We start from the raw sequence: 23,047 nt of genomic DNA, 5'->3' as shown, positions 1-23,047 counted from the left end.
CTGACCGCCGACGAAAGCCTGCTTGTGACCGCCACGGACCGCTCCATCGAGCTCATCAACGCCGCCGCTCAGGCGGCCGCCGACCGGCTCGCGCACGACATCATTGCGTACGACGTCAGCGACGTGCTGTCGATCACGGACGCCTTCCTGCTGGCCTCGGCCCCCAACGACCGCCAGGTCAAGTCGATCGTCGACGAGATCGAGGAGCGGCTCCAGAAGGAGCTCGGCGCCAAGCCGGTACGCCGCGAGGGCGACCGCGACGCGCGCTGGATCCTCCTCGACTACGTCGACATCGTCATCCACGTCCAGCACAGCGAGGAGCGTGTCTTCTACGCGCTGGAGCGCCTCTGGAAGGACTGCCCCGAGATCGCGCTTCCCGAGGACGCCGTCAAGACCCGCGGTAAGGCCGAGGAGCACGCCCGGCTCACCGGCAGCACGGAAGGTGAGCAGAGCTGAACGGCGGCGGAGGCGGCAGGGGCCGCAGGATCGTCCTCTGGCGCCACGGCCAGACGGCATGGAATCTGGAGCGCAGGTTCCAGGGATCCACGGACATCGCTCTCACCGAGGCCGGAGTCGGGCAGGCCCAGCGGGCCGCCCGGCTGCTGGCCTCGCTGAAGCCGGATGCGATCGTCGCCTCCGATCTGCAGCGGGCGGCGGCCACCGCCGCCGAGCTCGCCGCGATCACCGGCCTCGAAGTCGCGCACGACGCGGGACTGCGCGAGACCTACGCGGGCGCCTGGCAGGGTCTCACCCACGAGGAGATCGTCGGGCAGTACGGCGAGCAGTACGCCGCGTGGAAGCGCGGCGAGCCTGTGCGCCGCGGCGGCGGTGAGCTGGAGACCGAGGTCGCCGACCGGGCCGCCCCGGTCGTCCTCGGACACGCCGACAAGCTGCCCGAGAGCGGCACGCTCGTCGTGGTCAGCCACGGCGGCACCATCCGCACCACCATCGGCCGGCTGCTGGGCCTGGAGGCGCACCACTGGGAAGGGCTCGGCGGGCTCTCCAACTGCTGCTGGTCGGTGCTGGGCGAGGGCGCGCGCGGTTGGCGCCTGCTGGAGCACAACGCCGGCACGCTGCCCGAGCCGGTGCTCGGCGACGACACGTAGGGCATGTCCTGCGGATCCCGGCCGGACGGGCCCCAGGGCCTCTCGGCCGGATTTCACTTTCTGGCAGGTCACAGGCTAAAGTTCTTCTTGTTCGCAGCGCGGAAACGCAGAGAAACACAGTGAACAGCGGGGCTATAGCTCAGTTGGTAGAGCGCCTGCATGGCATGCAGGAGGTCAGGAGTTCAATTCTCCTTAGCTCCACAATCAAGATCCCGTCCCCGGCAGGGGGCGGGATCTTTGCGTTCATTCCTCCCGGCGCCGCCGCAACGCGGCCACCCGTTCCCTGCTCTCCTCATCGGCCGGGGTGTACGCCACGATCCGGCACTCCGGCAGCCCATGGACGGACAGCGACACCGAGGTCATCCGTATCTCCCCGGTCGATGCCCAGTGCCTGAAGGTCTTCACCCGCGGCCCGGGCGGGGCGACGTCCCCACTGCGCCACAGCTCGGCGAAGTACTGGCTGGCGGCCGAGAGCTGCTCGACGAACGACTCCCAGGCGGGTTCGCCCGCATGGCGCCCGTACGCGCCCCGCAGCGTGGCCACCATGATCGGCAGCTCCTGCGCCCGGTGGACGACGGGACAGGCTTCCTCGGACACCGTGAACAGCGTCCACAGCACGTTGCGTATCCCCGTTCCCGTGATCTCGGGGACCGCGAACAGGTCGCGATAGGCGGGGTTGGTGGCCAGGATGTCGTATCTCGCGTTGTAGACCACGGCGGGGTGCGGATCGAGCGCGTCGATGATGCCCTGGATCTCCGGCCCCACCTCGACGGCGTCGGACTGCCTGCCGGGTGCGCAGGCCACCTCCGCCAGGTGGTAGAGGTGTTCGCGCTCCGATGCGTCCAGCCGGAGCGTGCGCGCCACGGCGTCCAGGACTTGCGGTGACGCGTTGATCGGACGCCCCTGTTCCAGCCAGGTGTACCAGGTGACACCGACGCCGGAGAGCTGCGCGACCTCCTCGCGGCGCAGGCCCGGGGTGCGACGGCGCAGTCCGGGCGCCATGCCCACATCGGCGGGTGTCACCCGCGCCCGGCGATTGCGCAGAAAGGCCGCGAGCTCCGGACGCCGCCGGTGCCGGCCCGTCGGATCTGCCGTCGGATTCTCCGTTCGATGTGCCGTTCGATGTGCTGCTTGATGTGCCGCCTGATGTGTCGTCACCGTAGTCACCCCCCCATGGTCGGTGCCCTGCAAGGGAGTTGCCAGGTGCTGTCGGTACCAGCATCAACGGGCTCTCGTTACCCGTATACGGCCGGGGCCAGGCTCGATGTCATGACGACGGCCTCCGAGGCGACTCCACATTCCGTAACCAGTAAAGACTCCACCACTGACAACCGCTCCGGGAGAGTGCTCGCCCTGGTGCTCGCGGCTCAGTTCATGGCACTGCTCGACATCTTCATCGTCAATGTCGCCGCCCCGACGATCCAGAGCGAACTCGGTGCTTCCGGCGCCGGGTTGCAGCTCATCGTGGCCGGTTACACCATCACGTACGCGGTACTGCTCATCACCGGCGCGAGCCTCGGCGACCTGCTGGGACACGGCCGGGCCCATCTGATCGGGCTCGGCGTCTTCACCGCGGCCTCGCTCGCCTGCGGACTCGCCGCGGGGGCAGGGCAGTTGATCGCCTTCCGGCTGGTGCAGGGCGCAGCAGCGGCGGTGATGATTCCGCAGGTACTCAGCCTCATTCAGCGCCACTTCACCGGCGAGGCGCGGATCCGGGCGCTCGGCGCCTACAGCGCGGTGCTCGCCACCGGGGCGGCTGCCGGGCAGGTGGTCGGCGGAGTGCTGGTCAGCGCCGATCTGTTCGGCGCGGGCTGGCGGCCGGTCTTCCTGGTGAACGTGCCGATCGGGCTCATCCTGCTGGTGCTTGGTATCCGTCTGCTGCCGCGCGAACCGCGCACCGCGCCCGGCAGGGCCCAGGCGCGGGCCCGCGGTCTCGATCTGCCGGGGCTGGTACTGCTTGCCGCCGCTGTCACGCTGCTCACCGTCCCCCTGGTGCTCGGGCAGGAACTGGGCTGGCCGGTCTGGTCCCAGGTCTGCCTGGCCGCCTCCGCGGGGTTCTTCGCCGGTTTCGTCGGATACGAGTCACGGCTGGCCGCGCGCGGTGGTGCGCCCCTGATCGCGCCCAGGGTGCTGCGCGTTCCCGGCATCGCCCGAGCGGCGCTGCGCATTCTCTTGGTGATGGCGATCAACGCGGGCTTCCTTTTCGCGATGACCCTGCACGTCCAGGGAGGCCTGGGCTACTCGCCGTTGCGTGCGGGGCTGATGTTCGCGCCGACCGCTCTGGTATTCGGTGCGACCGGACTGACCTGGCGACGGTGGCCCGCGGGGCTCCAAGGGGCCCTGGTGTCCGGCGGGTTCGTGCTCGTGGCTGTCGCCTCCGCGGCTGTCGGGCTGCTGATGCGTGGCGGCGGCGACGGCGGGCCCGCGCTGTATGCGGCCTTTGTGGCGATGGGCGTCGGCCTGGCGCTGAGCTTCAGCCCCACCCTCACGAGGGCGCTGGCGGACGTACGTCCTAAGGACGCGGCCGATGCGAGCGGCGTATTGGTGACGGTCACCCAGCTCGGTCAGCTGACCGGGGTCGCCGTATTCGGCACGCTCTATCTCAACCGCCTTGATACGCAAGGGGTGCAGGGGTCGGGGCATGCGTTGTGGGTATGCGCCCTCGCGCTCTCCGTGGCCGCTGCGGCAGGTGCGGCGGTGGGGCTCGTGCGGCGTCGGTGAGTGGCCGGATCTCCAGCGGGCTGCCCCTCTTGCGGGGTCATGGCAGAATCGGAGCGCCGGAGGGGGCGACGGACCGAACGGGAGGGAGCGCGATGCCTGCGAGCCGCCACGAGGTCCCGGACCTGCTCCTTGTTCCCGGAATCCCCGTTCCTGGATTCCCCGCAGACCTCTGCGTGTGTACCGCCCGCGGCCAAAGCCGGAGCTGACCCATGGGTGCACACAGGCGGAAATGCGACTGGTGCGGCAGCGGTACGCCCATCGTCAGGGACATGGACCCGATCAATCCGGAGTACCAGTACTGGTGCGAGGAGTGTGCGCGGGCGCTGATCATAAAGGGCGACCCGATCGAGACCTATCGGGAGCTGGAGGGGGAGCCGATCTACGGTCGGCTGCTGGAGGAGCACTGCACGCTCAAGCGCTTCTACTCCTTCGCCACGGCCTGACCCCTTCAGCGCCGCCGCCGACCTTGAACCAAGTGCCGCGAAATCGGTCAAATCGGCACGGCCGGGAATCGATTTGGTGGACTGGTGGGGTCACCGGTAATGTTCTCGATGTCGCCAGGGAAACCAGGCGGTACGCAGCACGGGGCTATAGCTCAGTTGGTAGAGCGCCTGCATGGCATGCAGGAGGTCAGGAGTTCAATTCTCCTTAGCTCCACAGTGAAGAACGAGAAGCGGGTCACCCACACAGGGTGACCCGCTTCTCGTATGTGCGCCCCTGTCCTGCTCAACCTGCCGGAGAGCCGGGAGTTCCGCCGCAGGGGCGCTCCTGCCGCACTGTCCCGGGGTTCGGTCGCGCACGGCCCCGTTCCGGGCCCGTGCGGTACCCTGACGCCATGCGTGCCGTACGCCTTCTGCTTAGCGAGCCGCGCTGATCAGTCCCGACCGGTGAGAATGCCTGGTCGGAATCGGCGCGGCGTCCCCTCCTGTGCGAGGGGATTTTTCGTTTCCGTAGACGCGTGTCCGTAGACATGGGCGCCGGCAGATGACGATCGATGGAGCTTTGAGGATCATGAGCGAGACGACTTCCGCAGCCGAGACGGCTGCGCCGCACCGCTACACGGCGGCGATGGCCGCCGACATCGAGGCACGCTGGCAGGACTTCTGGGACGCCGAGGGCACGTACGAGGCGCCGAATCCGACCGGTGACCTGGCGAGCGATCCGGAGCTGGCCGCCAGGCCGAAGAAGTTCATCATGGACATGTTCCCGTACCCCTCGGGCGCGGGCCTGCACGTCGGTCACCCGCTGGGCTACATCGCCACCGATGTCTTCGCCCGCCACCAGCGGATGACCGGGCACAACGTGCTGCACACCCTGGGCTTCGACGCCTTCGGCCTGCCCGCGGAGCAGTACGCGGTACAGACCGGCACGCACCCGCGGGTCTCCACCGAGGCCAACATCGAGAACATGACCGCTCAGCTGCGCCGGCTGGGCCTGGGCCACGACAAGCGCCGCTCGTTCGCCACGATCGAGTCGGAGTACTACAAGTGGACCCAGTGGATCTTCCTGCAGATCTTCAACTCCTGGTACGACACCGAGGCCGACCGGGCCCGCCCGATCGCCGAACTGGTCGAACAGTTCGAGAGCGGTGCGCGCCCCACCCCGGACGGCCGTGACTGGAGCGCGCTGAGCGCCGCCGAGCGCGCGGACATCCTGGGCGAGTACCGCCTGGCGTACGCCTCCGACGCGCCCGTCAACTGGTCGCCCGGACTGGGCACCGTGCTGGCCAATGAAGAGGTGACGGCCGACGGCCGCTCCGAGCGCGGCAACTTCCCCGTGTTCAAGGCCAAGCTGCGCCAGTGGAACATGCGCATCACCGCCTACGCCGACCGGCTGCTGAACGACCTGGACGGGCTGGACTGGCCCGAGGCCATCAAGCTGCAGCAGCGCAACTGGATCGGGCGTTCCGAAGGCGCTCGCGTCGACTTTCCGGTCGACGGTGCCGGCAGCATCACCGTCTTCACCACCCGCCAGGACACCCTGTTCGGTGCCACCTACATGGTGCTGGCGCCCGAGCACGAGCTGGTCGAGCCGATCATCCCGGCCGCCTGGCCCGAGGGCACCCACGCGGTGTGGACCGGCGGATACGCGTCCCCGGCCGAGGCTGTCGCCGCGTACCGCAAGCTGGCCGCCGCCAAGTCCGACGTGGAGCGGCAGGCCGAGGCCAAGGACAAGACCGGTGTCTTCACCGGTGCGTACGCGACCAACCCGGTCAGCGGCGAGAAGGTTCCCGTCTTCATCGCCGACTACGTCCTGATGGGTTACGGCACCGGCGCGATCATGGCCGTACCGGCGCACGACGCACGCGACTTCGCCTTCGCGCGCGCCTTCGAGCTGCCGATGCGCTGTGTCGTCGAGCCGTCGGACGACCGCGGTACGGACCCCTCGACGTGGGACGATGCCTTCGCCTCGTACGAGGCGAAGCTGGTCAACTCCGCCAACGACGAGATCTCGCTGGACGGTCTGGGCGTCGTCGACGCCAAGGCGAAGATCACCGAGTGGCTGACCGCCCACGGCGTCGGTGAGGGCACGGTCAACTTCCGGCTGCGCGACTGGCTGTTCAGCCGCCAGCGCTACTGGGGCGAGCCCTTCCCGATCGTCTACGACGAGGACGGCATCGCCCACCCGCTGCCCGAGTCGATGCTGCCCCTGGAGCTGCCGGAGGTCGACGACTACTCACCGCGCACCTTCGACCCCGACGACGCCGACACCCAGCCCGAGACCCCGCTGTCCCGGAACGCCGACTGGGTCAACGTCACCCTGGACCTGGGCGACGGCAACGGTCCGAAGAAGTACCGCCGCGAGACCAATACCATGCCCAACTGGGCGGGCTCCTGCTGGTACGAGCTGCGCTATCTGGACCCGAACAACGACTCGAAGCTGGTCGACCCGGCGATCGAGCAGTATTGGATGGGCCCGCGCGAGGGGCAGCCGACCGGCGGCGTCGACCTGTACGTCGGCGGCGCCGAGCACGCCGTCCTGCACCTGCTGTACGCCCGCTTCTGGTCCAAGGTGCTGCACGACCTGGGCCACATCTCGTCCGCAGAGCCGTTCCACAAGCTGTACAACCAGGGCATGATCCAGGCGTTCGTCTACCGGGACAGCCGCGGCATCGCGGTCCCGGCGGCGGAGGTCGAGGAGCGCGACGGGAAGTTCTACTACCAGGACGAGAAGGTCAGCCGCGTCCTGGGCAAGATGGGCAAGTCCCTGAAGAACGCCGTCACGCCGGACGAGATCTGCGCCGAGTACGGGGCGGACACGCTGCGCCTGTACGAGATGGCGATGGGCCCGCTGGACGTGTCGCGGCCGTGGGACACGCGCGCCGTCGTCGGCCAGTACCGGCTGCTGCAGCGGCTGTGGCGCAATGTCGTCGACGAGGAGACCGGTGCGGTCACCGTCGTCGACACGGAGCCGGGCGAGGATACGCTGCGTGCGCTGCACAAGGCGATCGACGGAGTCGGCCAGGACATGGCCGGGATGCGTTTCAACACGGCGATCGCCAAGGTCACCGAGCTGAACAACCACCTGACCAAGGCGGGCGGGCCGCTGTCCCGGTCCGTCGCCGAGTCGCTGGTGCTGCTGGTGGCGCCGCTGGCACCGCACATCGCCGAGGAGCTGTGGCGCCGGCTGGGCCACACCGAGTCGGTCGTGCACCAGGACTTCCCGGTCGCCGACCCGGCGTACGTCGTGGACGAGACCGTGACCTGCGTCGTGCAGGTCAAGGGCAAGGTCAAGGCACGCCTGGAGATCTCCCCGTCGATCACGGACGAGGAGCTGGAGGCGCTGGCCCTGGCCGACCCGGCCGTGGTGGCGGCGCTGGACGGCGCGGGCATCCGCAAGGTGATCGTGCGGGCACCGAAGCTGGTCAATATCGTCCCGGCGTGATGGCGCGGAGTCCCGCGTGAGGCGCTGACCGCGCCGCGCGCGATGGTGTGGGGGCATTCCCCTACGGGCAGGCTGGGGGTTCCGAAGGAACCCTCGGCCTGCCCTTTCCGTTTACGGTGGAGGGGCCGGAACCGGCAGCCGACGACATTCGAGGGGCGCTCATGGACGTGGACTCCGTGATCCTGATTCTGGGGTTGCTCTTTTTCGCGTTCGTGGCCCTGGGCGTGTACGCGGGCGTCAAAGCCATCGGCGCGGCGAAGCGCGGTGTGGACCGAACGATCACGCAGGCGCGACGCACCGTCGAGGAGACCGCGCTGCGAGCGAAGAGCTACGGCCAGGCGGGCGTGGGCGGAGAGCTGGCGCAGCTGCGGCTGGCACTGCGCACATCGATGCGGGCCACGCAGGAGGCCTTGCGGGCGGGAGCCGTCGAGGACGCCTCGCTCTCGGAGTCGCTGGGCCTCTTCCAGCGGCTGAGTGTGCACGGGCGGGAGCTGGACGAAGAGCTGAAGAGACTGGAGCGCGAGCCCGACCGGGCGACTGTGGCCTCGCTGCTGCCGAGCCTGAAGCAGCGCACGGAGCGGATCACGAACTCCGCGGATTCGCTGCGGTGGGCCGCGCGTGACAGGGCGCGGCAGTTCACCGACGACGATCTGGACGCACTGAATGCGCAGATCGACGTGGAGGCGGGGGCGCTTCGGCACTGGACGGTGGAGACGGACGAGCCGGCCCGGGGACAGGACCGGCCACAGGGCGACGCGAGCGAGCAGGGACAGGGGCAGAAGCAGGGGAGCAGGCCGGTCGACGGTATCGCCCAGGAGATCACGGCTCCGGACCCGCGACAGCAGACTGGATACCCGTGGCAGAAGGCGCCCCGGCCCGAATCGACGAACTGAGATGTTCGATGACCGACGGTGACAGGAAGCGGTCCGAAGGGATCAGGAGAGATCATTCGGTCGGGGTCGGACTGCCGGGACACGGACCCGCCAGGTAACCTCCCGCTCATGTCCCGCCATGTCGCGATCGTCACCGATTCCACGGCCTACCTGCCACCCGAGACGATGGAGCGGCACGGCATCACCGCGGTGCCGCTGACCGTCGTCCTCGGTGATCAGGCTCTGGAGGACGGCACCGAGATCTCGGCCCGTTCCCTTGCGGTGGCGCTCCAGAAGCGTCGTCCCGTGACCACGTCCCGGCCGAGTCCCGAGGTGTTCGCCGCCACCTACCGGGCGGCGGCCGGGGCCGGGGCCACCGGCATCGTCTCGCTGCACCTCTCGGCCGAGATCTCGGGTACGTACGATGCCGCTCTGCTCGCGGCGAAGGACGCGCCGGTTCCGGTTCGGGTGGTGGACACCGGGATGGTTGCCATGGCCCTCGGATTCTGCGCCCTGGCGTCGGCGGAGACGGCGGAGGCGGGCGGGAGCCTGGACGAGGCGGTCGCAGCCGCGGAGAAGCGGGCCGCGGGCACCTCCGCGTACTTCTACGTCGACACGCTGGACTATCTGCGTCGCGGCGGCCGCATCGGTGCCGCACAGGCGCTGCTGGGATCGGCGCTCGCCGTGAAGCCGCTGCTCCAGCTCGACGGCGGCCGTATCGAACTGCTGGAGAAGGTACGGACGGCCTCGAAGGCGATCGCGCGCCTGGAGGAGATCGTCGCGGAGCGGGCGGGCAGCGGCTGCGTGGACATCGCCGTGCACCACCTGGCGGCACCCGAGCGGGCGGAGCGGCTCGCCGAGCGGCTGCGTGAACGGGTGCCGGGCCTGGTCGATCTGCATGTGAGCGAGGTGGGTGCGGTGATCGGCGCGCACACCGGACCCGGTCTGCTCGGGGCAGTGGTCTCGCCGCGCTGACTCGGCCGATCGGCGCCGGCGGCCTCTTGCACGTCTTGGGCGTCACTCCTGCGGGTGGCCGAGATATCCACAACTGGTGGGTTGTCCACCGGAATTGGGCCTGTCCAGCGGATTCGGGCAGATGTGCCTACCGTCGTGAGGCATGGCTCCCCGATCACATCGTGCAACCAGCGGAAGCGGCAGCGGCCCCGGCCGGGCCCCGGCCTCGGACGGCCGTGTTCGTAGCGGACCCGGCAATGGGCCAGGTGCCGGCGCCGGACCAGGCCCCGGGCCGGGTGCCGGGCCCGGTCGGCGACGGTCGTCGCGCGGGCGTGCGAACGCACTGGCCGCGGCTTCGCGCCGTCGGGCGGACGCCCTCATGTCGGGTGCGTACGGCGGACGAGTGGCGCGGCCCGTGCTGGGGATCACTCCGGCCCCGGTCCCGGCTCAGGGTTTGGTCTCGGCTCCGGCTCCGGCTCCGGTTCCGGCCCCGACTCCAGCTCCGGCACCGACCCCGACCCCGACCCCGACCCCGAGCCAAGGTTCAAGTTCGGTTGGGGCTGCGGCTGTCGCTTCCGTTTCCCTCCCTGCGCGAGCCACGGCCACGGCCACGGTTCCGGATTCCGGTGAATCGGGGCGGTGGCGGGAGAGGCTGGTTCTGGCGCTGCGGGAACGGATTCCGGTGTGGCTGCAGCTCAGATGCGGTCTGGAGCCAAAGACCCTTGCCGCGCTGGCCGTTGTCCTGGTCGCGGCCGGAGTCTTTGCCACGATGCATTTCTGGTCCGCGCGCCCTCACTCCGTGCGCGCGCCCGATCCGGTCAACGAGACCGCGCACGCCCGGATGCCGACCCCGGCGTCGGGCGACGCCGAAGTGCCGGGGCCCTCACCGGGACCGCCACCCGTGACAGGGCCGGGCGGACACATCGTCGTCGACGTGAGCGGAAAGGTGCGAAGGCCCGGCATCCACCAACTGCCGTCCGGAGCAAGGGTCGCCGACGCGTTACGTGCGGCGGGCGGAGTCCGGGCCGGGACGGACCTCACCGGGCTCAACCGGGCGCGGGTGCTCATGGACGGAGAGCAGATCGTGGTGGGCGCCCCGTCCGGCCCTTCAGCCGTCGGCGGGACAGGAGGAGTCGCGACGGGCGGTGGCGGGGGCTCTGCGGCCGGTCCGGTCAGCCTCAACACCGCGACCGTCGAGCAACTGGACACGCTGCCCGGTGTCGGCCCGGTCCTTGCCCAGCACATCGTCGACTACCGCACACAGCACGGCGGTTTCCGGTCCGTCGATGAGCTGCGTGAGGTCAACGGGATCGGTGACCGCCGGTTCGCCGACCTCCAGCCACTGGTGGGGCCATGAGCCGCCTGGACGTCCATGCGGCGTCGGGCCGTCGGCTCGGCGCCTCCGAACCGCGGCAGGAGGGTCCGGTCGATCTCCGCCTGCTCCCGCCTGCCATGGCGGCCTGGGCCGGAGCGGCGCTGGCGCTGAGCGCGCCGGGGCGGTGGACCACGGCGGGCGTGATGCTCGGCGTGGGCGCGGCCATGGTGCTCCTGGCCATGTCGGGAGCCTCGGCAACGCGCGCACTGCGCAGGGTGACGGGCAACCCCGCACCACACAGCAGGTCAGCCGGCACCGGAGCAGGCGCGGCGGCGGATCAGGGCGACGACGAGACCGAGAGCGAGGGAGAGGAAGCAGGCGGGAGTGGCGGCGAGGCCGAGTTGGCGGTACGCGGTCGGCGGCGGAAACGGGTCACGGCGACCGCCACCGCTGCGGCGTTGCTCTGCGCGGCGGCGGGGGCCGCATCGGCCGGGTTGCACAGCGCGGACGTACGGCAGGGGCCGGTCCACGTGCTGGCCCAGCGGTTCGCGAGGGTCGAGGCGGAGGTGACGGTGACGTCCGACGTCCGGCAGACCCTGCCCCGGGTACGCGGCGACCACAGCACACCCGCCTCCCTCCTCGTGGACGCCGAGATCACACGGCTGACCGGGCCCGACGGTGCGGTCACCAGGCTGAGTACGCCAGTGCTGCTGATCGTCTCGCCCGGCGGATCGATGGGGCAGTGGCAGCAGTTGCTCCCCTCCACGCATCTGCGCGTCGGCGGCCGGCTGGCGCCGCCACTGCACGACGGGGAGCGCAGCGCCGCCGTACTGCGACCCGAGGGCAAGGGCCCGCCCCGCGTCACCGGACCGCCTTCCTTCCTCCAGCGCACGGCAGGCGCGCTGCGCGGCGGTCTGCGGCAGGCGACCGAGCGGCTCGCACCCGACGCGCGGGCCCTTCTGCCGGGCCTGGTGGTCGGCGACACCGCACGGATCACCCCCGAACTGCACGAGGCGTTCAAGGCTGCCGATCTCACCCACCTGATGGCGGTCTCCGGTGCCAACCTGGCGATCCTGCTCGTCCTCCTCATCGGTCCGCCGGGCGCAGCGCTTCGCGTCGAACGCGGCGGACTGGCACCCCGGTTGGGGATCCCGCTGCGGCTGACGGCACTGCTGGGCGGCGGGCTCACGCTCGCCTTCGTCATCGTCTGCCGGCCCGAGCCGAGCGTTCTGCGGGCAGCGGCCTGCGGGCTGATCACCCTGCTCGCCATCGGCACGGGGCGGCGCAGATCGCTGATTCCCGCGCTGGCCGCCGCGGTTCTGCTGCTGGTGCTGTACGACCCGTGGATGGCGCGCAGTTACGGCTTCGTCCTCTCCGTGCTGGCCACCGGCGCCCTGCTGACCATCGCCCCGAAATGGAGCGATGCGCTGCAACGGCGCGGAGTTCCGCCCCGGCTCGCCGAGGCGCTGGCCGCGGCGGCCGCCGCGCAGGCGGTGTGCGCGCCGGTCGTCGTGCTGCTCGCCTCCCGGGTCAGTCTGGTGGCGATCCCGTGCAACCTGCTGGCCGAGTTCGCGGTGGCACCGGCCACGGTCCTCGGGTTCGCCGCGCTCGCCCTGGCGCCGGTGGCCATGCCGGTGGCGGAGTTGCTCGCCCGGATCGCGGGGTGGCCGGCCGGTTGGATCGCCACGGTGGCCCGTACCGGGGCGGCCCTGCCCGGAGCGGAGATCGACTGGCCCGACGGCGGGAAGGGGGCGGTGCTGCTCACCGCGCTCACCGCTCTGGTGGTGCTCTTCGCCCGTCGCATCGTGCGCCACCCCTGGGTCTGTTCGGCCGCCGCGCTGCTGTTGATCCTCGCGGTGCTGCGCCCGGTGCCGCTCACCCGGGTGCTGACCGGATGGCCGCCGCCTGACTGGGCGTTCGCGATGTGCGACGTGGGGCAGGGGGACGCCCTGGTGCTGGCCGCGGGGGACGGCGCGGGGGTGGTCGTCGACGCCGGCCCCGATCCCTCTCTCGTCGATCGGTGCCTTCGTGACCTCGGCATCACGGAGGTGCCGTTCCTGGTCCTGACACACTTCCACGCCGACCATGTGCGGGGCCTGCCCGGTGTGCTGCGGGGCAGGGCGGTGGGCGCGATCGAGATGACGAGTCTGGACGAACCTCCGGACCAGGTCGCGTTCGTACGGAGAACGGCGGCCGAGTCGCACGTGCCCCTGGTCCGGGCCGCCCCGGGGGAGCGCCGCCGGATCGGGGCGCTCGACTGGCGGGTTCTCTGGCCGACGAACGCCACAGGGGCCGACGGCATGCCGGTGGACCCGGGCGCCGGTCCCGTACCGCTGGAACCGAACGATGCCAGCGTCACCCTGTACGTCCGGACCGGCGGGTCGACCCTGTTGCTCCTGGGAGACCTCGAACCGCCCGCTCAGCAGGGGCTGTTGCGCAGGTATCCCGCGCTGCCGCGGGTGGACGTGCTCAAGGTCGCCCATCACGGCTCGGCCCATCAGGACCCCGCTCTGCTGCGCAGTGCGCACCCGCGGTTCGCCCTGGTGAGCGTGGGCAGGGACAACCCGTACGGTCACCCTGCCGCGCGTACCGTCGATGCGCTCAGAGCAGGCGGCGCCGTGGTGCTGCGTACGGACACCGATGGTGCGATCGCCGTGACGGGTGCCGGGGCGGGGCTGCGGGCGGTGGGCCGGTCATGACCGTCACCTGCAGCCCACCGTACGGAACGATCAATTCGGACCATCGGTAACACCTCCCCCCAAGCTCCTGCGAGCTGCTCTGTTTGCCTCGAATGCCACAATGGTGATCGAATGCATGCTCGTCGGTGGGCCGCTGCTCCGACAGAGATGTCCAGCCGCCGGGCCCCAAGGTGAATCCCCGGGGGAAGGTGGAAGATGTTCGGTCGTTGGCTGAATAGCGGGCGAGCGGCGGGGGCCGCGCAGGGCAACGCCCTTGCCGGACTCGAGGTGCCGCGCACCGCCGGATTGCTCAGTTGCCGTGTGCTCGACCCCGTCAACGAGGTCGTGCCGCAGGCCGAGTTCGCGGTCACGGACGGTGCGGGCCGCAAGGTTTTCGGCGGCGAGACGGACCCGTTCGGCAACGTGCTCGCCACCGTCCCGGCCGGTGAGTACCGGCTGGCCGTCACGGCCGAGGGCTTCACGCCGTTCCACGGCTCGGCCACGGTGGTCGAGGGCGGTCACGCGAGCCTCGGTGATGTCACCCTTCAGCTGTCCGCGCCCCCGCAGCTGCCCGCGCCGGGTGAGTGGGAGGTCGACCCCATGCACTCGCAGATCGGTTTCACGGCCCGGCACATCGGCCTTGCGCGTATCCACGGCCGGTTCAACAACTTCGCGGGTGCCGTGCGGATCGCCGACCGCATGGAGGACTCGGCCATGCACGTGATCATCGACGCCGCGTCGATCGACACGAATGTCCAGATGCGGGACGACCATCTGCGCTCCAGCGACTTCCTCGACGTCGGGCGCTACCCGACGATGGAGTTCTACAGCGAACGCTTCGTCCACCGGGGCGGCACACGCTGGGGAGTGACCGGTGCGCTCACACTGCACGGTGTCAGCCGCACGGTCACGCTGGACAGCCAGTACCTCGGCCTGGGCAACGGTCTGGAGGGCGAGACCCGTGCCGCCTGCCGGGCCACCACGGAACTGCACCGTGAGGACTTCACCCTCACCTGGCAGACCATGCTGGCCCGCGGCATCGCGGCCGTCGGCTCCAGCATCTCCATCGACATGGACATCCAGATCGTCCCCAAGAGCTGAGCCGCGGGAGCCCGCCAGAGGCCCTAAGGCGCTTCGAGCCACCCCTCGTACTCCGCGGCGAAGGCATCGAGCGCCGAGGAGTCCAGCCGCCCGGACGGGTCCTCCACGACCACCAGCCACTGGGCGTCATCGGCGTCGTCCTCGCCGGCCAGCGCGTCGCGTACGAGCTGGGGCTCCTCGGCGACCCCGAACCGGTCGGCGAGCTCTCCCGCCACCTCCTCCGCGGCATCGCGGTCGGGCAGCACCAGCACATGTCTCACATCACTCACCGGCCCATTCTCCCGCACGGCGCACCGCGCCCAGGCCCCGGAAGCACCACGGCTCAGGCTCCAGGGAGCGCCACGGCCCAGACCCCGAAGACGCCACGGCTCAGGGCTGTCAGTGGTGCATGGGATGCTGGACGACGATGGCCACCAGAAGGAATTCCACCGACGACCCGCTCGCCCCCCTCACGCTCGCCGTGGGCCAGGAGGACCTGCTCCTCGACCGCGCCGTTCAGCAGGTGGTGGCGGCGGCCCGCGCCTCCGACCCCGACACCGATGTCCGCGACCTCACCTCCGACCAGCTCCAGCCCGGCACCCTCGCCGAGCTGACGAGCCCGTCGCTCTTCGCCGAGCGCAAGGTGGTGATCGTGCGCAACGCACAGGACCTCTCCGCCGACACGGTCAAGGACGTCAAGGCGTATCTCGGCGATCCGGTCGAGGAGATCACCCTCGTGCTGCTGCACGCGGGCGGCGCCAAGGGCAAGGGCCTGCTGGACGCGGCGCGCAAGGCAGGGGCGCGGGAAGTCGCGTGTCCAAAGACGACCAAGCCGGCCGAGCGGCTCTCGTTCGTACGGTCCGAGTTCAGGGCGCTGGGGCGCTCGGCGACGCCCGAGGCGTGCCAGGCGTTGGTCGACTCCATCGGCAGCGATCTCCGGGAGTTGGCGAGCGCGGTCTCGCAGCTTGTCGCGGATGTCGAGGGCACCATCGACGAAGCGGTCGTCGCCCGTTACTACACGGGCCGCGCCGAGGCGTCGAGCTTCACGGTCGCCGACCGCGCGGTGGAGGGACGGGCTGCGGAAGCGCTGGAGGCGCTGCGCTGGTCGCTGTCGACCGGAGTGGCGCCGGTGCTGATCACGAGCGCGCTTGCACAGGGCGTACGGGCGATCGGCAAGCTGTCCTCGGCCCGCGGCGGGCGGCCCGCCGACCTCGCCCGTGAGCTGGGCATGCCGCCGTGGAAGATCGACCGGGTGCGGCAGCAGATGCGTGGCTGGACGCCCGACGGGGTGGCCCTGGCGCTGCGAGCGGTCGCGGACGCGGACGCGGGGGTCAAGGGCGGCGGTGACGACCCGGAGTACGCGCTGGAGAAGGCCGTGGTCGCGGTGGCGCGGGCGGCACGGTCGGGGCGGTAGCCCCGCGACGGGACTGTCGGGCAGGCGGGGCTACCGGGCAGGCGGGGCCGTCCGGCAGGTGGGGCCGTCCGGCACGAGCGCGAGTACGTACGCCGAAGGCCCCGCCCCCGGAACGGTACGCCGAAGGCCCCGGTCCTCGCCCTGGGGAGAGCGGAGGCCGGGGCCTTCGGTTCACGCTTGGTGCGCCGCACCCGCGTGGCGAACGCAGGTTCGGTGTGCGGCGCGGGGTGCCGGTCAGGAACGGGAGAGAGGGCCCGCTGGGTCCGTCCCGGCGATCACATCAGAATGCTCAGCCCTGGAGGGAGGCAACCTTGGACGCCAGCGCCGACTTCTTGTTGGCGGCGGCGTTCTTGTGGATGACACCCTTCGAGACGGCCTTGTCGAGCGCGCGGGAGGCGTCGCGAGCGGCCGTGGTGGCCTTCTCGACATCACCGGCGGCGGCAGCCTCACGGGCCTTGCGGATAGCGGTCTTGAGCGAGGACTTGACGGCCTTGTTGCGCAGGCGCGCCTTCTCGTTCGTCTTGTTCCGCTTGATCTGGGACTTGATGTTCGCCACGAAAGAGCCTTTTCAGGTTCGTTGGATCTTCGATGTGCGCCCCACGGCCTGAGAGAGTCGCGAGGCACAGCTGTCAACGGTACCAGCCCCACTCCGACCGGCCCAAACCGGTCTCCGCCCCGCAACCATGGGACGATGGAGGCTACGTATCGATCCGACCGACCCGACATCGACCCGAGACACGGCGTTCGGCGTCTCAAGAATCAGGACCCTGCGTGCCCGCGACTCCTACCAACGTGCCCGAGCCGAGCCGTACCGACCCGGCGCTGATCCGCAACTTCTGCATCATCGCGCACATCGACCACGGCAAGTCGACCCTTGCCGACCGGATGCTCCAGCTGACCGGTGTGGTCGACCAGCGGCAGATGCGTGCTCAGTACCTCGACCGGATGGACATCGAGCGCGAGCGCGGCATCACCATCAAGTCCCAGGCGGTGCGGCTGCCCTGGGCGCCCACCACGGGCGAGGGCCAGGGCCGCACCCATGTCCTCAACATGATCGACACCCCGGGCCACGTGGACTTCACCTACGAGGTCTCCCGCTCGCTCGCCGCCTGCGAGGGCACGGTCCTGCTGGTCGACGCCGCGCAGGGCATCGAGGCCCAGACGCTGGCCAACCTCTACCTGGCGATGGAGAACGACCTCACCATCGTCCCGGTGCTCAACAAGATCGACCTGCCGGCCGCGCAGCCCGAGAAGTTCTCCGAGGAGCTGGCCAACCTCATCGGCTGCCAGCCGGAGGACGTGCTCAAGGTCTCCGCGAAGACCGGCATCGGCGTGGACGCGCTGCTCGACCGGGTGGTCAGGGACGTCCCGGCCCCGATTGGCCAGGCGGACGCCCCGGCCCGCGCGATGATCTTCGACTCGGTCTACGACTCGTACCGCGGCGTCGTCACGTACGTCCGTGTGGTCGACGGCCAGCTCAACAAGCGCGAGCGCATCAGGATGATGTCCACCGGCGCCACCCACGAGCTGCTGGAGATCGGGGTCTCCTCCCCGGAGATGACCCCGGCCGACGGCCTCGGCGTGGGTGAGGTCGGCTACATCATCACCGGTGTGAAGGACGTCCGGCAGTCCAAGGTCGGTGACACCATCACCTCCCTGAGCAAGGGCGCGACCGAGGCGCTGGGCGGCTACAAGGACCCCAAGCCGATGGTGTTCTCGGGCCTGTACCCGCTGGATGGATCGGACTACCCGGACCTGCGCGAGGCGCTCGACAAGCTCCAGCTCAACGACGCCGCCCTGGTGTACGAGCCGGAGACCTCCGCGGCCCTCGGCTTCGGCTTCCGCGTCGGCTTCCTCGGGCTGCTCCACCTCGACGTGATCCGCGAGCGGCTGGAGCGCGAGTTCGGTCTCGAACTCATCGCCACCGCCCCCAACGTGGTCTACCGCGTCGACATGGAGGACGGCACCGAGCACACCGTCACCAACCCGAGCGAATTCCCCGAGGGCAAGATCGACAAGGTGCACGAGCCCGTCGTGCGTGCCACGGTCCTGGCCCCCAGCGAGTTCATCGGCGCGATCATGGAGCTCTGCCAGAACCGGCGCGGCACCCTGCTCGGCATGGACTACCTCTCCGAGGACCGGGTCGAGATCCGCTACACCCTGCCGCTCGCCGAGATCGTCTTCGACTTCTTCGACCAGCTGAAGTCCAAGACGCGGGGTTACGCCTCGCTCGACTACGAGCCCACCGGCGAGCAGTCCGCCCAGCTCGTCAAGGTCGACATCCTGCTGCACGGCGACAAGGTCGATGCGTTCTCCGCGGTCACGCACAAGGACAAGGCGTACGCGTACGGCGTCCGGCTGGTCGCCAAGCTGCGTGAGCTGATCCCGCGGCAGAACTTCGAGGTGCCGATCCAGGCCGCCATCGGCTCCCGGGTCATCGCCCGTGAGACCGTCCGCGCCATCCGCAAGGACGTCCTCGCCAAGTGCTACGGCGGTGACATCTCCCGTAAGCGGAAGCTGCTGGAGAAGCAGAAGGAAGGCAAGAAGCGGATGAAGATGGTCGGCAACGTGGAGGTGCCGCAGGAGGCCTTCATCGCCGTGCTGTCCACGGACGAGTCGGGCGGGGAGAGCAAGGGCAAGAAGTAGCCCGCCCCGGTCGTCGCCGTGACCCCAGGTCCGGCTCCGTCCGCCCCTACCCGGTGGTAGCCCGAACAGGCCCCTGTGTCGCAGCACCTCGCGACACAGGGGCCCGTTTGTTATGAAGCGGCGGCCCGTTGCCTCTTACGCGGCGGACGCGGGCGCTCTACCCTGATCACGGCTTCGTAGTTACTCGCCAGTTAAACAAGCGCCGCAGAGCAACCCGCGGAGCAACCCGCAGAACAAGCCCCGCAGAACAAGCGCCGCAGGATCAAGCACGCAGACACGCGCAGGAACAAGCAGCAACCAGCAGCCGGTCGTGAAGCACTGCCGCAGGCCCGGAGGACGTCGTGAGCGACACACTGACCTTGATCGAGAACCGACCGCCCTCCGTGGCGAACCTCTTCATCGACCGCGTGGCGGCCACCCCGGACGGGGAGGCCTACCGCTACCCCGTCCCCTCGGCCAACGGCGAGGGACCCGATGAGTGGAAGTCCCTGAGCTGGGCACAGGCCGCCGAGCGGGTCTACGCCGTCGCGGCAGGGCTCATCGGTCTGGGTGTGCGGCCGGAGGAGCGGATCGCGCTCGCCGCCAGTACGCGAGTGGAATGGATCCTCGTCGACCTCGGTGTCATGTGCGCGGGTGCCGCCACCACCACGATCTACCCGTCGACCAACGCGGAGGAGTCGGCGTTCATCCTCTCCGACTCCGCGAGCCGGGTACTGATCGCCGAGGACGCCATCCAGCTGGCCAAGGCCCGCGAGCGCCGCGCCGAGCTGCCGGACCTCGCCCATGTCGTCGTCATCGACCCCGAGGGCGCCGGCCCCGCCGAGGGCGACCCCGAGGGCTGGGTGCTCACCCTCGCCGAGCTGGAGGCCCGCGGCGCCGAGTACCTGGCCGAGCACCCCGAGGCGATCAAGGAGCGGGTCGCCGCCATCACGGCCGACCAGCTGGCCACCCTGATCTACACCTCGGGCACCACCGGCCGCCCCAAGGGCGTACGCCTGCCGCACGACAACTGGTCGTACATGGCCAAGGCCACCGTGGCGACCGGGCTCATCACTCCGGAGGACGTGCAGTACCTCTGGCTGCCGCTCGCGCACGTCTTCGGCAAGGTCCTCACCTCCGGCCAGATCGAGGTCGGCCACGTCACCGCCATCGACGGCCGGGTTGACAAGATCATCGAGAACCTGCCGGTGGTCCAGCCGACGTACATGGCCGCCGTCCCCCGGATCTTCGAGAAGGTCTACAACGGCGTCGCCGCCAAGGCGCGGGCCGGCGGCGGGGCCAAGTACAAGATCTTCCAGTGGGCGGCCGGGGTCGCCCGCGAGTACGCCACGGTCGCGCAGGACAACTTCCGGCGCACCGGCACGGCCTCCGTCCCCTTCGCCCTCGGCGCCAAGCACAAGGTCGCCGACGCCCTCGTCTTCGCCAAGATCCGCGAAGCCTTCGGCGGCCGGCTGCGCGCCTGCATCTCCGGCTCCGCCGCGCTCGCCCCCGACATCGGCTTCTTCTTCGCCGGTGCCGGGATCCACATCCTGGAGGGCTACGGCCTCACCGAGTCCAGCGCCGCCTCCTTCGTCAACCCGGGCGAGGCCTACCGCACCGGCACCGTCGGCAAGCCGCTCCCCGGCACCGAGGTGCGGATCGCGGACGACGGCGAGATCCTGCTGCGCGGCCCCGGCCTGATGCAGGGCTACCACGGGCAGCCGGAGAAGACCGCCGAGGTGCTGGAGTCGGACGGCTGGTTCCACACCGGCGACATCGGCGAGCTGTCCGTGGACGGCTATCTCCGGATCACCGACCGCAAGAAGGACCTGATCAAGACGTCCGGCGGAAAGTACATCGCCCCGGCGGAGGTCGAGGGGCAGTTCAAGGCGGTCTGCCCGTTCGTCTCCAACATCCTGGTGCACGGCGCGGACCGTAACTTCTGCACCGCCCTGATCGCACTCGACGAGCCGACCATCCTCGGCTGGGCCGCCGAGAACGGCCTGGGCGGGAAGCCGTACGCCGAAGTGGTGGCCTCCCCGCAGGCCGTCGAGCTCATCGAGGGCTATGTGAAGCGGCTCAACGAGGGGCTGCAGCGCTGGCAGACCATCAAGAAGTTCCGGCTGCTGCCCCGTGACCTCGACATCGAGCACGGCGAGCTGACGCCCAGTCTCAAGCTGAAGAGGCCGGTCGTCGAGCGCGCGTACAAGGGTCTCATCGACGACATGTACGCAGGGTCCCGCGAGGCGTAAGCAGGTCCTCGCGGACCGGTCGCACGGTGCGGCTGCCTCTGTTCCTCCCCGCTCATTTTCTCCGCTCAACTTCGGCAACTCGCTGCTTATGGGCATGGTCCATCTGTCACTCTGTCGGTGTCGTCAGCGCCGCCCAACGAGAACAGACAGACACCAACGAGAACAGACAGAGCGAGAACAGGTCAGGAGCTGCACCGTGGGGCCCATTCCCTTGCAGCGGGACATCGTTCAGCGTCCCGGTATTCCCGCAGGCCGTGCGGATGCGCGGCCGGTCGCCCATACGTCCCTGCCCGGAAACCTCCTCGCACCCTCCGCCGCCCGCCGGTTCGTCCGGGCCGCGCTCGACGAGTGGACCGGGCTCGGGCTGCCGGCGGCCGTGGGCTTCAGCGAGCGCGTGGCCGAGGACGCGGAGGTCGTCGTCAGCGAGCTGGTCACCAACGCGGTCGTGCACGCCGGGACCAACGTGGAACTGCTCGCCCGGCTGGAGGAGGCCACCGAGGACGAGGCCGCGGCCCTGGTGCTGGAGGTCTCGGACCACCATCCGGCCCGCGCCGTGCGCAGCGACCGCCCGGAGACCGGAAGCGCGGCCGAAGCGGCGGAGGGGGCCGGCATCGCGGGCCCCGACGAGCCCGCCGAGTACGGTCGCGGGCTCCAGCTCGTCGGCACCCTCGCCGAGCGCTGGGGCATCACCTACCGCACCGGCCTCAAGACCGTCTGGGCCCGGCTCCCCGTGGACGACTGGAACCCGTTCCCGGAACCGGCGGCCGAGCCCGAATTCCAGCAGGGACTGCGCGCCGCCGAGCTGCTCGCCCCCACCGCCCGGCGCGCGCTGCGCGACGACGCGGACTGGGCCGGCCGCGGCGCGCTCTCGTTCCTCGCCGAGGCCTCGGACCTGCTCGCCGGCCAGCTCGACGAGGACATCGTGGCGGCGCTCTCCGGACAGTTACTGGTGCCCAGACTCGCCGACTGGTGCGCGATCTGGCTGGAGCCCGAGAACGGCGGACCCTCGGCCGTCCCCCGGCTCGCCAGTGTCTGGCACCGGGACGAGGCCGAGACCGGGCAGCTGCGCACCCTGCTGGAGCAGGACCCGATCCGGCTCCCCGAGCGGGTCGGCACCGGGCCCGTCTCCATGCCGTGGCCCGGGGGCGAGGAGGACGGCGAGAAGGCCGACGAGCCCGCCGCGTCCGCCCTCGCCTACCGGATCACCTCCGGCGGCCGGACACTCGGCGCCGTGCTCCTCGGCCGGGAGGGCCTCGCCCGCGTCCCCGACGAGGTGACCGCGCTCATCGAGGACTTCGTACGCCGGGTCGGCCTCGCCGTCGGTGCGGCCCGCGCCTACACCCGGCAGGCCACCATCAGCCGCATCCTGCAGCGAGCGCTGCTGCCCGGCAAGGTCGCCGACATACCGGGGGTCACCAGCTCGCTGGTGTACGAACCCAGCGACGACGGCGTCGTCGGCGGTGACTTCTACGACATCTTCCCGTGCCCCGGCGACCGCTGGTGCTTCGTGCTCGGCGATGTGCAGGGCAGCGGCCCCGAAGCCGCCGTCGTCACCGGCCTCGCCCGCCCCTGGCTGCGGCTGCTGGCCCGCGAGGGCTTCGGCGTCGGCGAGGTCCTGGACCGGCTCAACCGGCTGCTCCTCGACGACGCGATGGAGGCCGCCGAGGCGGCCGCGCTCATGGTGGCCGCCGCGGGCGGCCAGCAGACGGCGGACACCGGGCAGTCCCGCTTCCTGTCCCTGCTGTACGGAGAACTCGTACCGCTGCCCGGCGGCGGCGTGCGCTGCACCCTGGCCAGCGGCGGCCACCCGCTGCCGCTGCTGCTGCGGCCCGACGGCGAGGTGCGTCCGGCCGCCGAGCCGCAGATGCTGCTCGGGATCTTCGACGACGTCGCGTACGAGAGCCAGAGCTTCGAGCTGGCGCCCGGCGACAGCCTGCTGTGCGTCACGGACGGCGTGACGGAGCGGCGTTCCGGGCCGCTGATGTTCGACGACGGGGACGGGCTGGCCCTGGCGCTGGCCGGCTGCACCGGGCTGTCGGCCGACGGGATCGCGGACCGGATCAAACGGGCGGTGCACGAATTCGCCGAGCGGCCGCCCGACGACGACCTGGCGCTGCTGGTGCTGCAGGCGGGGTGAGGACGCGT

17 protein-coding genes and 2 tRNA genes are annotated in these 23,047 nt (G+C 70.5%); 16 read left to right on the top strand and 3 right to left on the bottom strand.

Annotation, left to right across the window (positions count from 1 at the left end):
* The first annotated feature begins 24 nt into the window (after positions 1-24).
* The 3 genes from rsfS to OG978_RS14000 all read left to right on the top strand — a co-directional run bounded on the left by rsfS (position 25) and on the right by OG978_RS14000 (position 1,307).
* Entirely contained in the window at positions 25-456 is a 432-nt protein-coding gene (rsfS, locus tag OG978_RS14010) for a ribosome silencing factor (protein WP_124717755.1), read from the top strand.
* Positions 453-1,106, top strand: a complete 654-nt coding sequence (locus OG978_RS14005) for a histidine phosphatase family protein (protein WP_326770027.1) — start codon at positions 453-455, stop codon at positions 1,104-1,106. The genes rsfS and OG978_RS14005 overlap by 4 nt, the downstream gene beginning before the upstream one ends.
* 128 nt (positions 1,107-1,234) lie before the next feature.
* Positions 1,235-1,307, top strand: a tRNA-Ala gene (locus OG978_RS14000).
* A gap of 42 nt (positions 1,308-1,349) precedes the next feature.
* On the opposite strand, the gene OG978_RS13995 is transcribed toward OG978_RS14000, so the two are convergent.
* On the bottom strand, positions 1,350-2,273 hold the full coding sequence (locus OG978_RS13995; protein ID WP_442817686.1) for a helix-turn-helix transcriptional regulator: 924 nt from the start codon (positions 2,271-2,273) through the stop codon (positions 1,350-1,352).
* A gap of 102 nt (positions 2,274-2,375) precedes the next feature.
* Between OG978_RS13995 and OG978_RS13990 the strand changes: the two genes are divergently transcribed.
* From OG978_RS13990 to OG978_RS13950, 9 genes are all read left to right on the top strand, one after another.
* Positions 2,376-3,827 carry an MFS transporter gene (locus OG978_RS13990; RefSeq protein ID WP_442817685.1) on the top strand — a complete coding sequence of 484 codons (1,452 nt, stop codon included), beginning with the start codon at positions 2,376-2,378 and terminating at the stop codon, positions 3,825-3,827.
* A 209-nt stretch (positions 3,828-4,036) separates the two neighbouring features.
* Positions 4,037-4,270, top strand: a complete 234-nt coding sequence (locus OG978_RS13985) for a hypothetical protein (protein ID WP_015608461.1) — start codon at positions 4,037-4,039, stop codon at positions 4,268-4,270.
* A gap of 141 nt (positions 4,271-4,411) precedes the next feature.
* A tRNA-Ala gene (locus OG978_RS13980) sits at positions 4,412-4,484 on the top strand.
* 354 nt (positions 4,485-4,838) lie between these two features.
* Positions 4,839-7,712 carry a leucine--tRNA ligase gene (gene leuS / locus OG978_RS13975; RefSeq protein ID WP_326765546.1) on the top strand — a complete coding sequence of 958 codons (2,874 nt, stop codon included), beginning with the start codon at positions 4,839-4,841 and terminating at the stop codon, positions 7,710-7,712.
* Positions 7,713-7,879: 167 nt separating this feature from the next.
* On the top strand, positions 7,880-8,605 hold the full coding sequence (locus OG978_RS13970) for a hypothetical protein (protein WP_326770025.1): 726 nt from the start codon (positions 7,880-7,882) through the stop codon (positions 8,603-8,605).
* A gap of 108 nt (positions 8,606-8,713) precedes the next feature.
* Positions 8,714-9,559 carry a DegV family protein gene (locus OG978_RS13965; protein ID WP_326765545.1) on the top strand — a complete coding sequence of 282 codons (846 nt, stop codon included), beginning with the start codon at positions 8,714-8,716 and terminating at the stop codon, positions 9,557-9,559.
* A gap of 778 nt (positions 9,560-10,337) precedes the next feature.
* Complete coding sequence (locus OG978_RS48285; protein WP_442817684.1) at positions 10,338-10,895, top strand: helix-hairpin-helix domain-containing protein; 558 nt, start codon at positions 10,338-10,340, stop codon at positions 10,893-10,895.
* Entirely contained in the window at positions 10,892-13,552 is a 2,661-nt protein-coding gene (locus OG978_RS13955) for a ComEC/Rec2 family competence protein (protein ID WP_326765543.1), read from the top strand. Before OG978_RS48285 ends, OG978_RS13955 begins: the two co-directional genes overlap by 4 nt.
* Before the next feature lie 195 nt (positions 13,553-13,747).
* Entirely contained in the window at positions 13,748-14,632 is an 885-nt protein-coding gene (locus tag OG978_RS13950; RefSeq protein WP_326765542.1) for a YceI family protein, read from the top strand.
* A gap of 23 nt (positions 14,633-14,655) precedes the next feature.
* Here the strand turns inward: OG978_RS13950 and OG978_RS13945 are convergent, their stop codons facing one another.
* Positions 14,656-14,901 carry a hypothetical protein gene (locus OG978_RS13945; protein ID WP_326765541.1) on the bottom strand — a complete coding sequence of 82 codons (246 nt, stop codon included), beginning with the start codon at positions 14,899-14,901 and terminating at the stop codon, positions 14,656-14,658.
* 137 nt (positions 14,902-15,038) lie between these two features.
* Here OG978_RS13945 and holA point away from each other — a divergent pair, with 137 nt between their 5' ends.
* Positions 15,039-16,025, top strand: a complete 987-nt coding sequence (gene holA, locus OG978_RS13940) for a DNA polymerase III subunit delta (protein WP_326765540.1) — start codon at positions 15,039-15,041, stop codon at positions 16,023-16,025.
* Positions 16,026-16,314: 289 nt separating this feature from the next.
* Here the strand turns inward: holA and rpsT are convergent, their stop codons facing one another.
* Positions 16,315-16,581 carry a 30S ribosomal protein S20 gene (rpsT, locus tag OG978_RS13935; protein ID WP_124717766.1) on the bottom strand — a complete coding sequence of 89 codons (267 nt, stop codon included), beginning with the start codon at positions 16,579-16,581 and terminating at the stop codon, positions 16,315-16,317.
* Between the two features lie 215 nt (positions 16,582-16,796).
* On the opposite strand from rpsT, the gene lepA reads away from it, so the two are divergent.
* From lepA to OG978_RS13920, 3 genes are all read left to right on the top strand, one after another.
* A complete protein-coding gene (gene lepA / locus OG978_RS13930) occupies positions 16,797-18,671 on the top strand; it encodes a translation elongation factor 4 (RefSeq protein ID WP_326765539.1) in 1,875 nt (624 codons plus the stop codon).
* Between the two features lie 341 nt (positions 18,672-19,012).
* Entirely contained in the window at positions 19,013-20,902 is a 1,890-nt protein-coding gene (locus OG978_RS13925; RefSeq protein WP_326765538.1) for an AMP-dependent synthetase/ligase, read from the top strand.
* 211 nt (positions 20,903-21,113) lie between these two features.
* Positions 21,114-23,039, top strand: coding sequence for an ATP-binding SpoIIE family protein phosphatase (locus tag OG978_RS13920; RefSeq protein WP_326770024.1), 1,926 nt, complete (start codon positions 21,114-21,116; stop codon positions 23,037-23,039).
* Positions 23,040-23,047 lie beyond the last annotated feature (8 nt).

The sequence above is a fragment of the Streptomyces sp. NBC_01591 genome (assembly GCF_035918155.1).
GTDB lineage: Bacteria > Actinomycetota > Actinomycetes > Streptomycetales > Streptomycetaceae > Streptomyces.
Note: the sequence above shows the minus strand (reverse complement) of the source record. Positions and strands in the feature narration are given on the sequence as shown.

What these genes read in the sequence shown, in the direction of transcription:
- OG978_RS13990 (WP_442817685.1), top strand. Translation starts at nt 2,376, where the DNA reads ATGACGACGGCCTCCGAGGCGACTCCACATTCCGTAACCAGTAAAGAC.
- OG978_RS13985 (WP_015608461.1), top strand. Translation starts at nt 4,037, where the DNA reads ATGGGTGCACACAGGCGGAAATGCGACTGGTGCGGCAGCGGTACGCCC.
- leuS (WP_326765546.1), top strand. Translation starts at nt 4,839, where the DNA reads ATGAGCGAGACGACTTCCGCAGCCGAGACGGCTGCGCCGCACCGCTAC.
- OG978_RS13965 (WP_326765545.1), top strand. Translation starts at nt 8,714, where the DNA reads ATGTCCCGCCATGTCGCGATCGTCACCGATTCCACGGCCTACCTGCCA.
- OG978_RS13955 (WP_326765543.1), top strand. Translation starts at nt 10,892, where the DNA reads ATGAGCCGCCTGGACGTCCATGCGGCGTCGGGCCGTCGGCTCGGCGCC.
- OG978_RS13950 (WP_326765542.1), top strand. Translation starts at nt 13,748, where the DNA reads ATGTTCGGTCGTTGGCTGAATAGCGGGCGAGCGGCGGGGGCCGCGCAG.
- holA (WP_326765540.1), top strand. Translation starts at nt 15,039, where the DNA reads ATGGCCACCAGAAGGAATTCCACCGACGACCCGCTCGCCCCCCTCACG.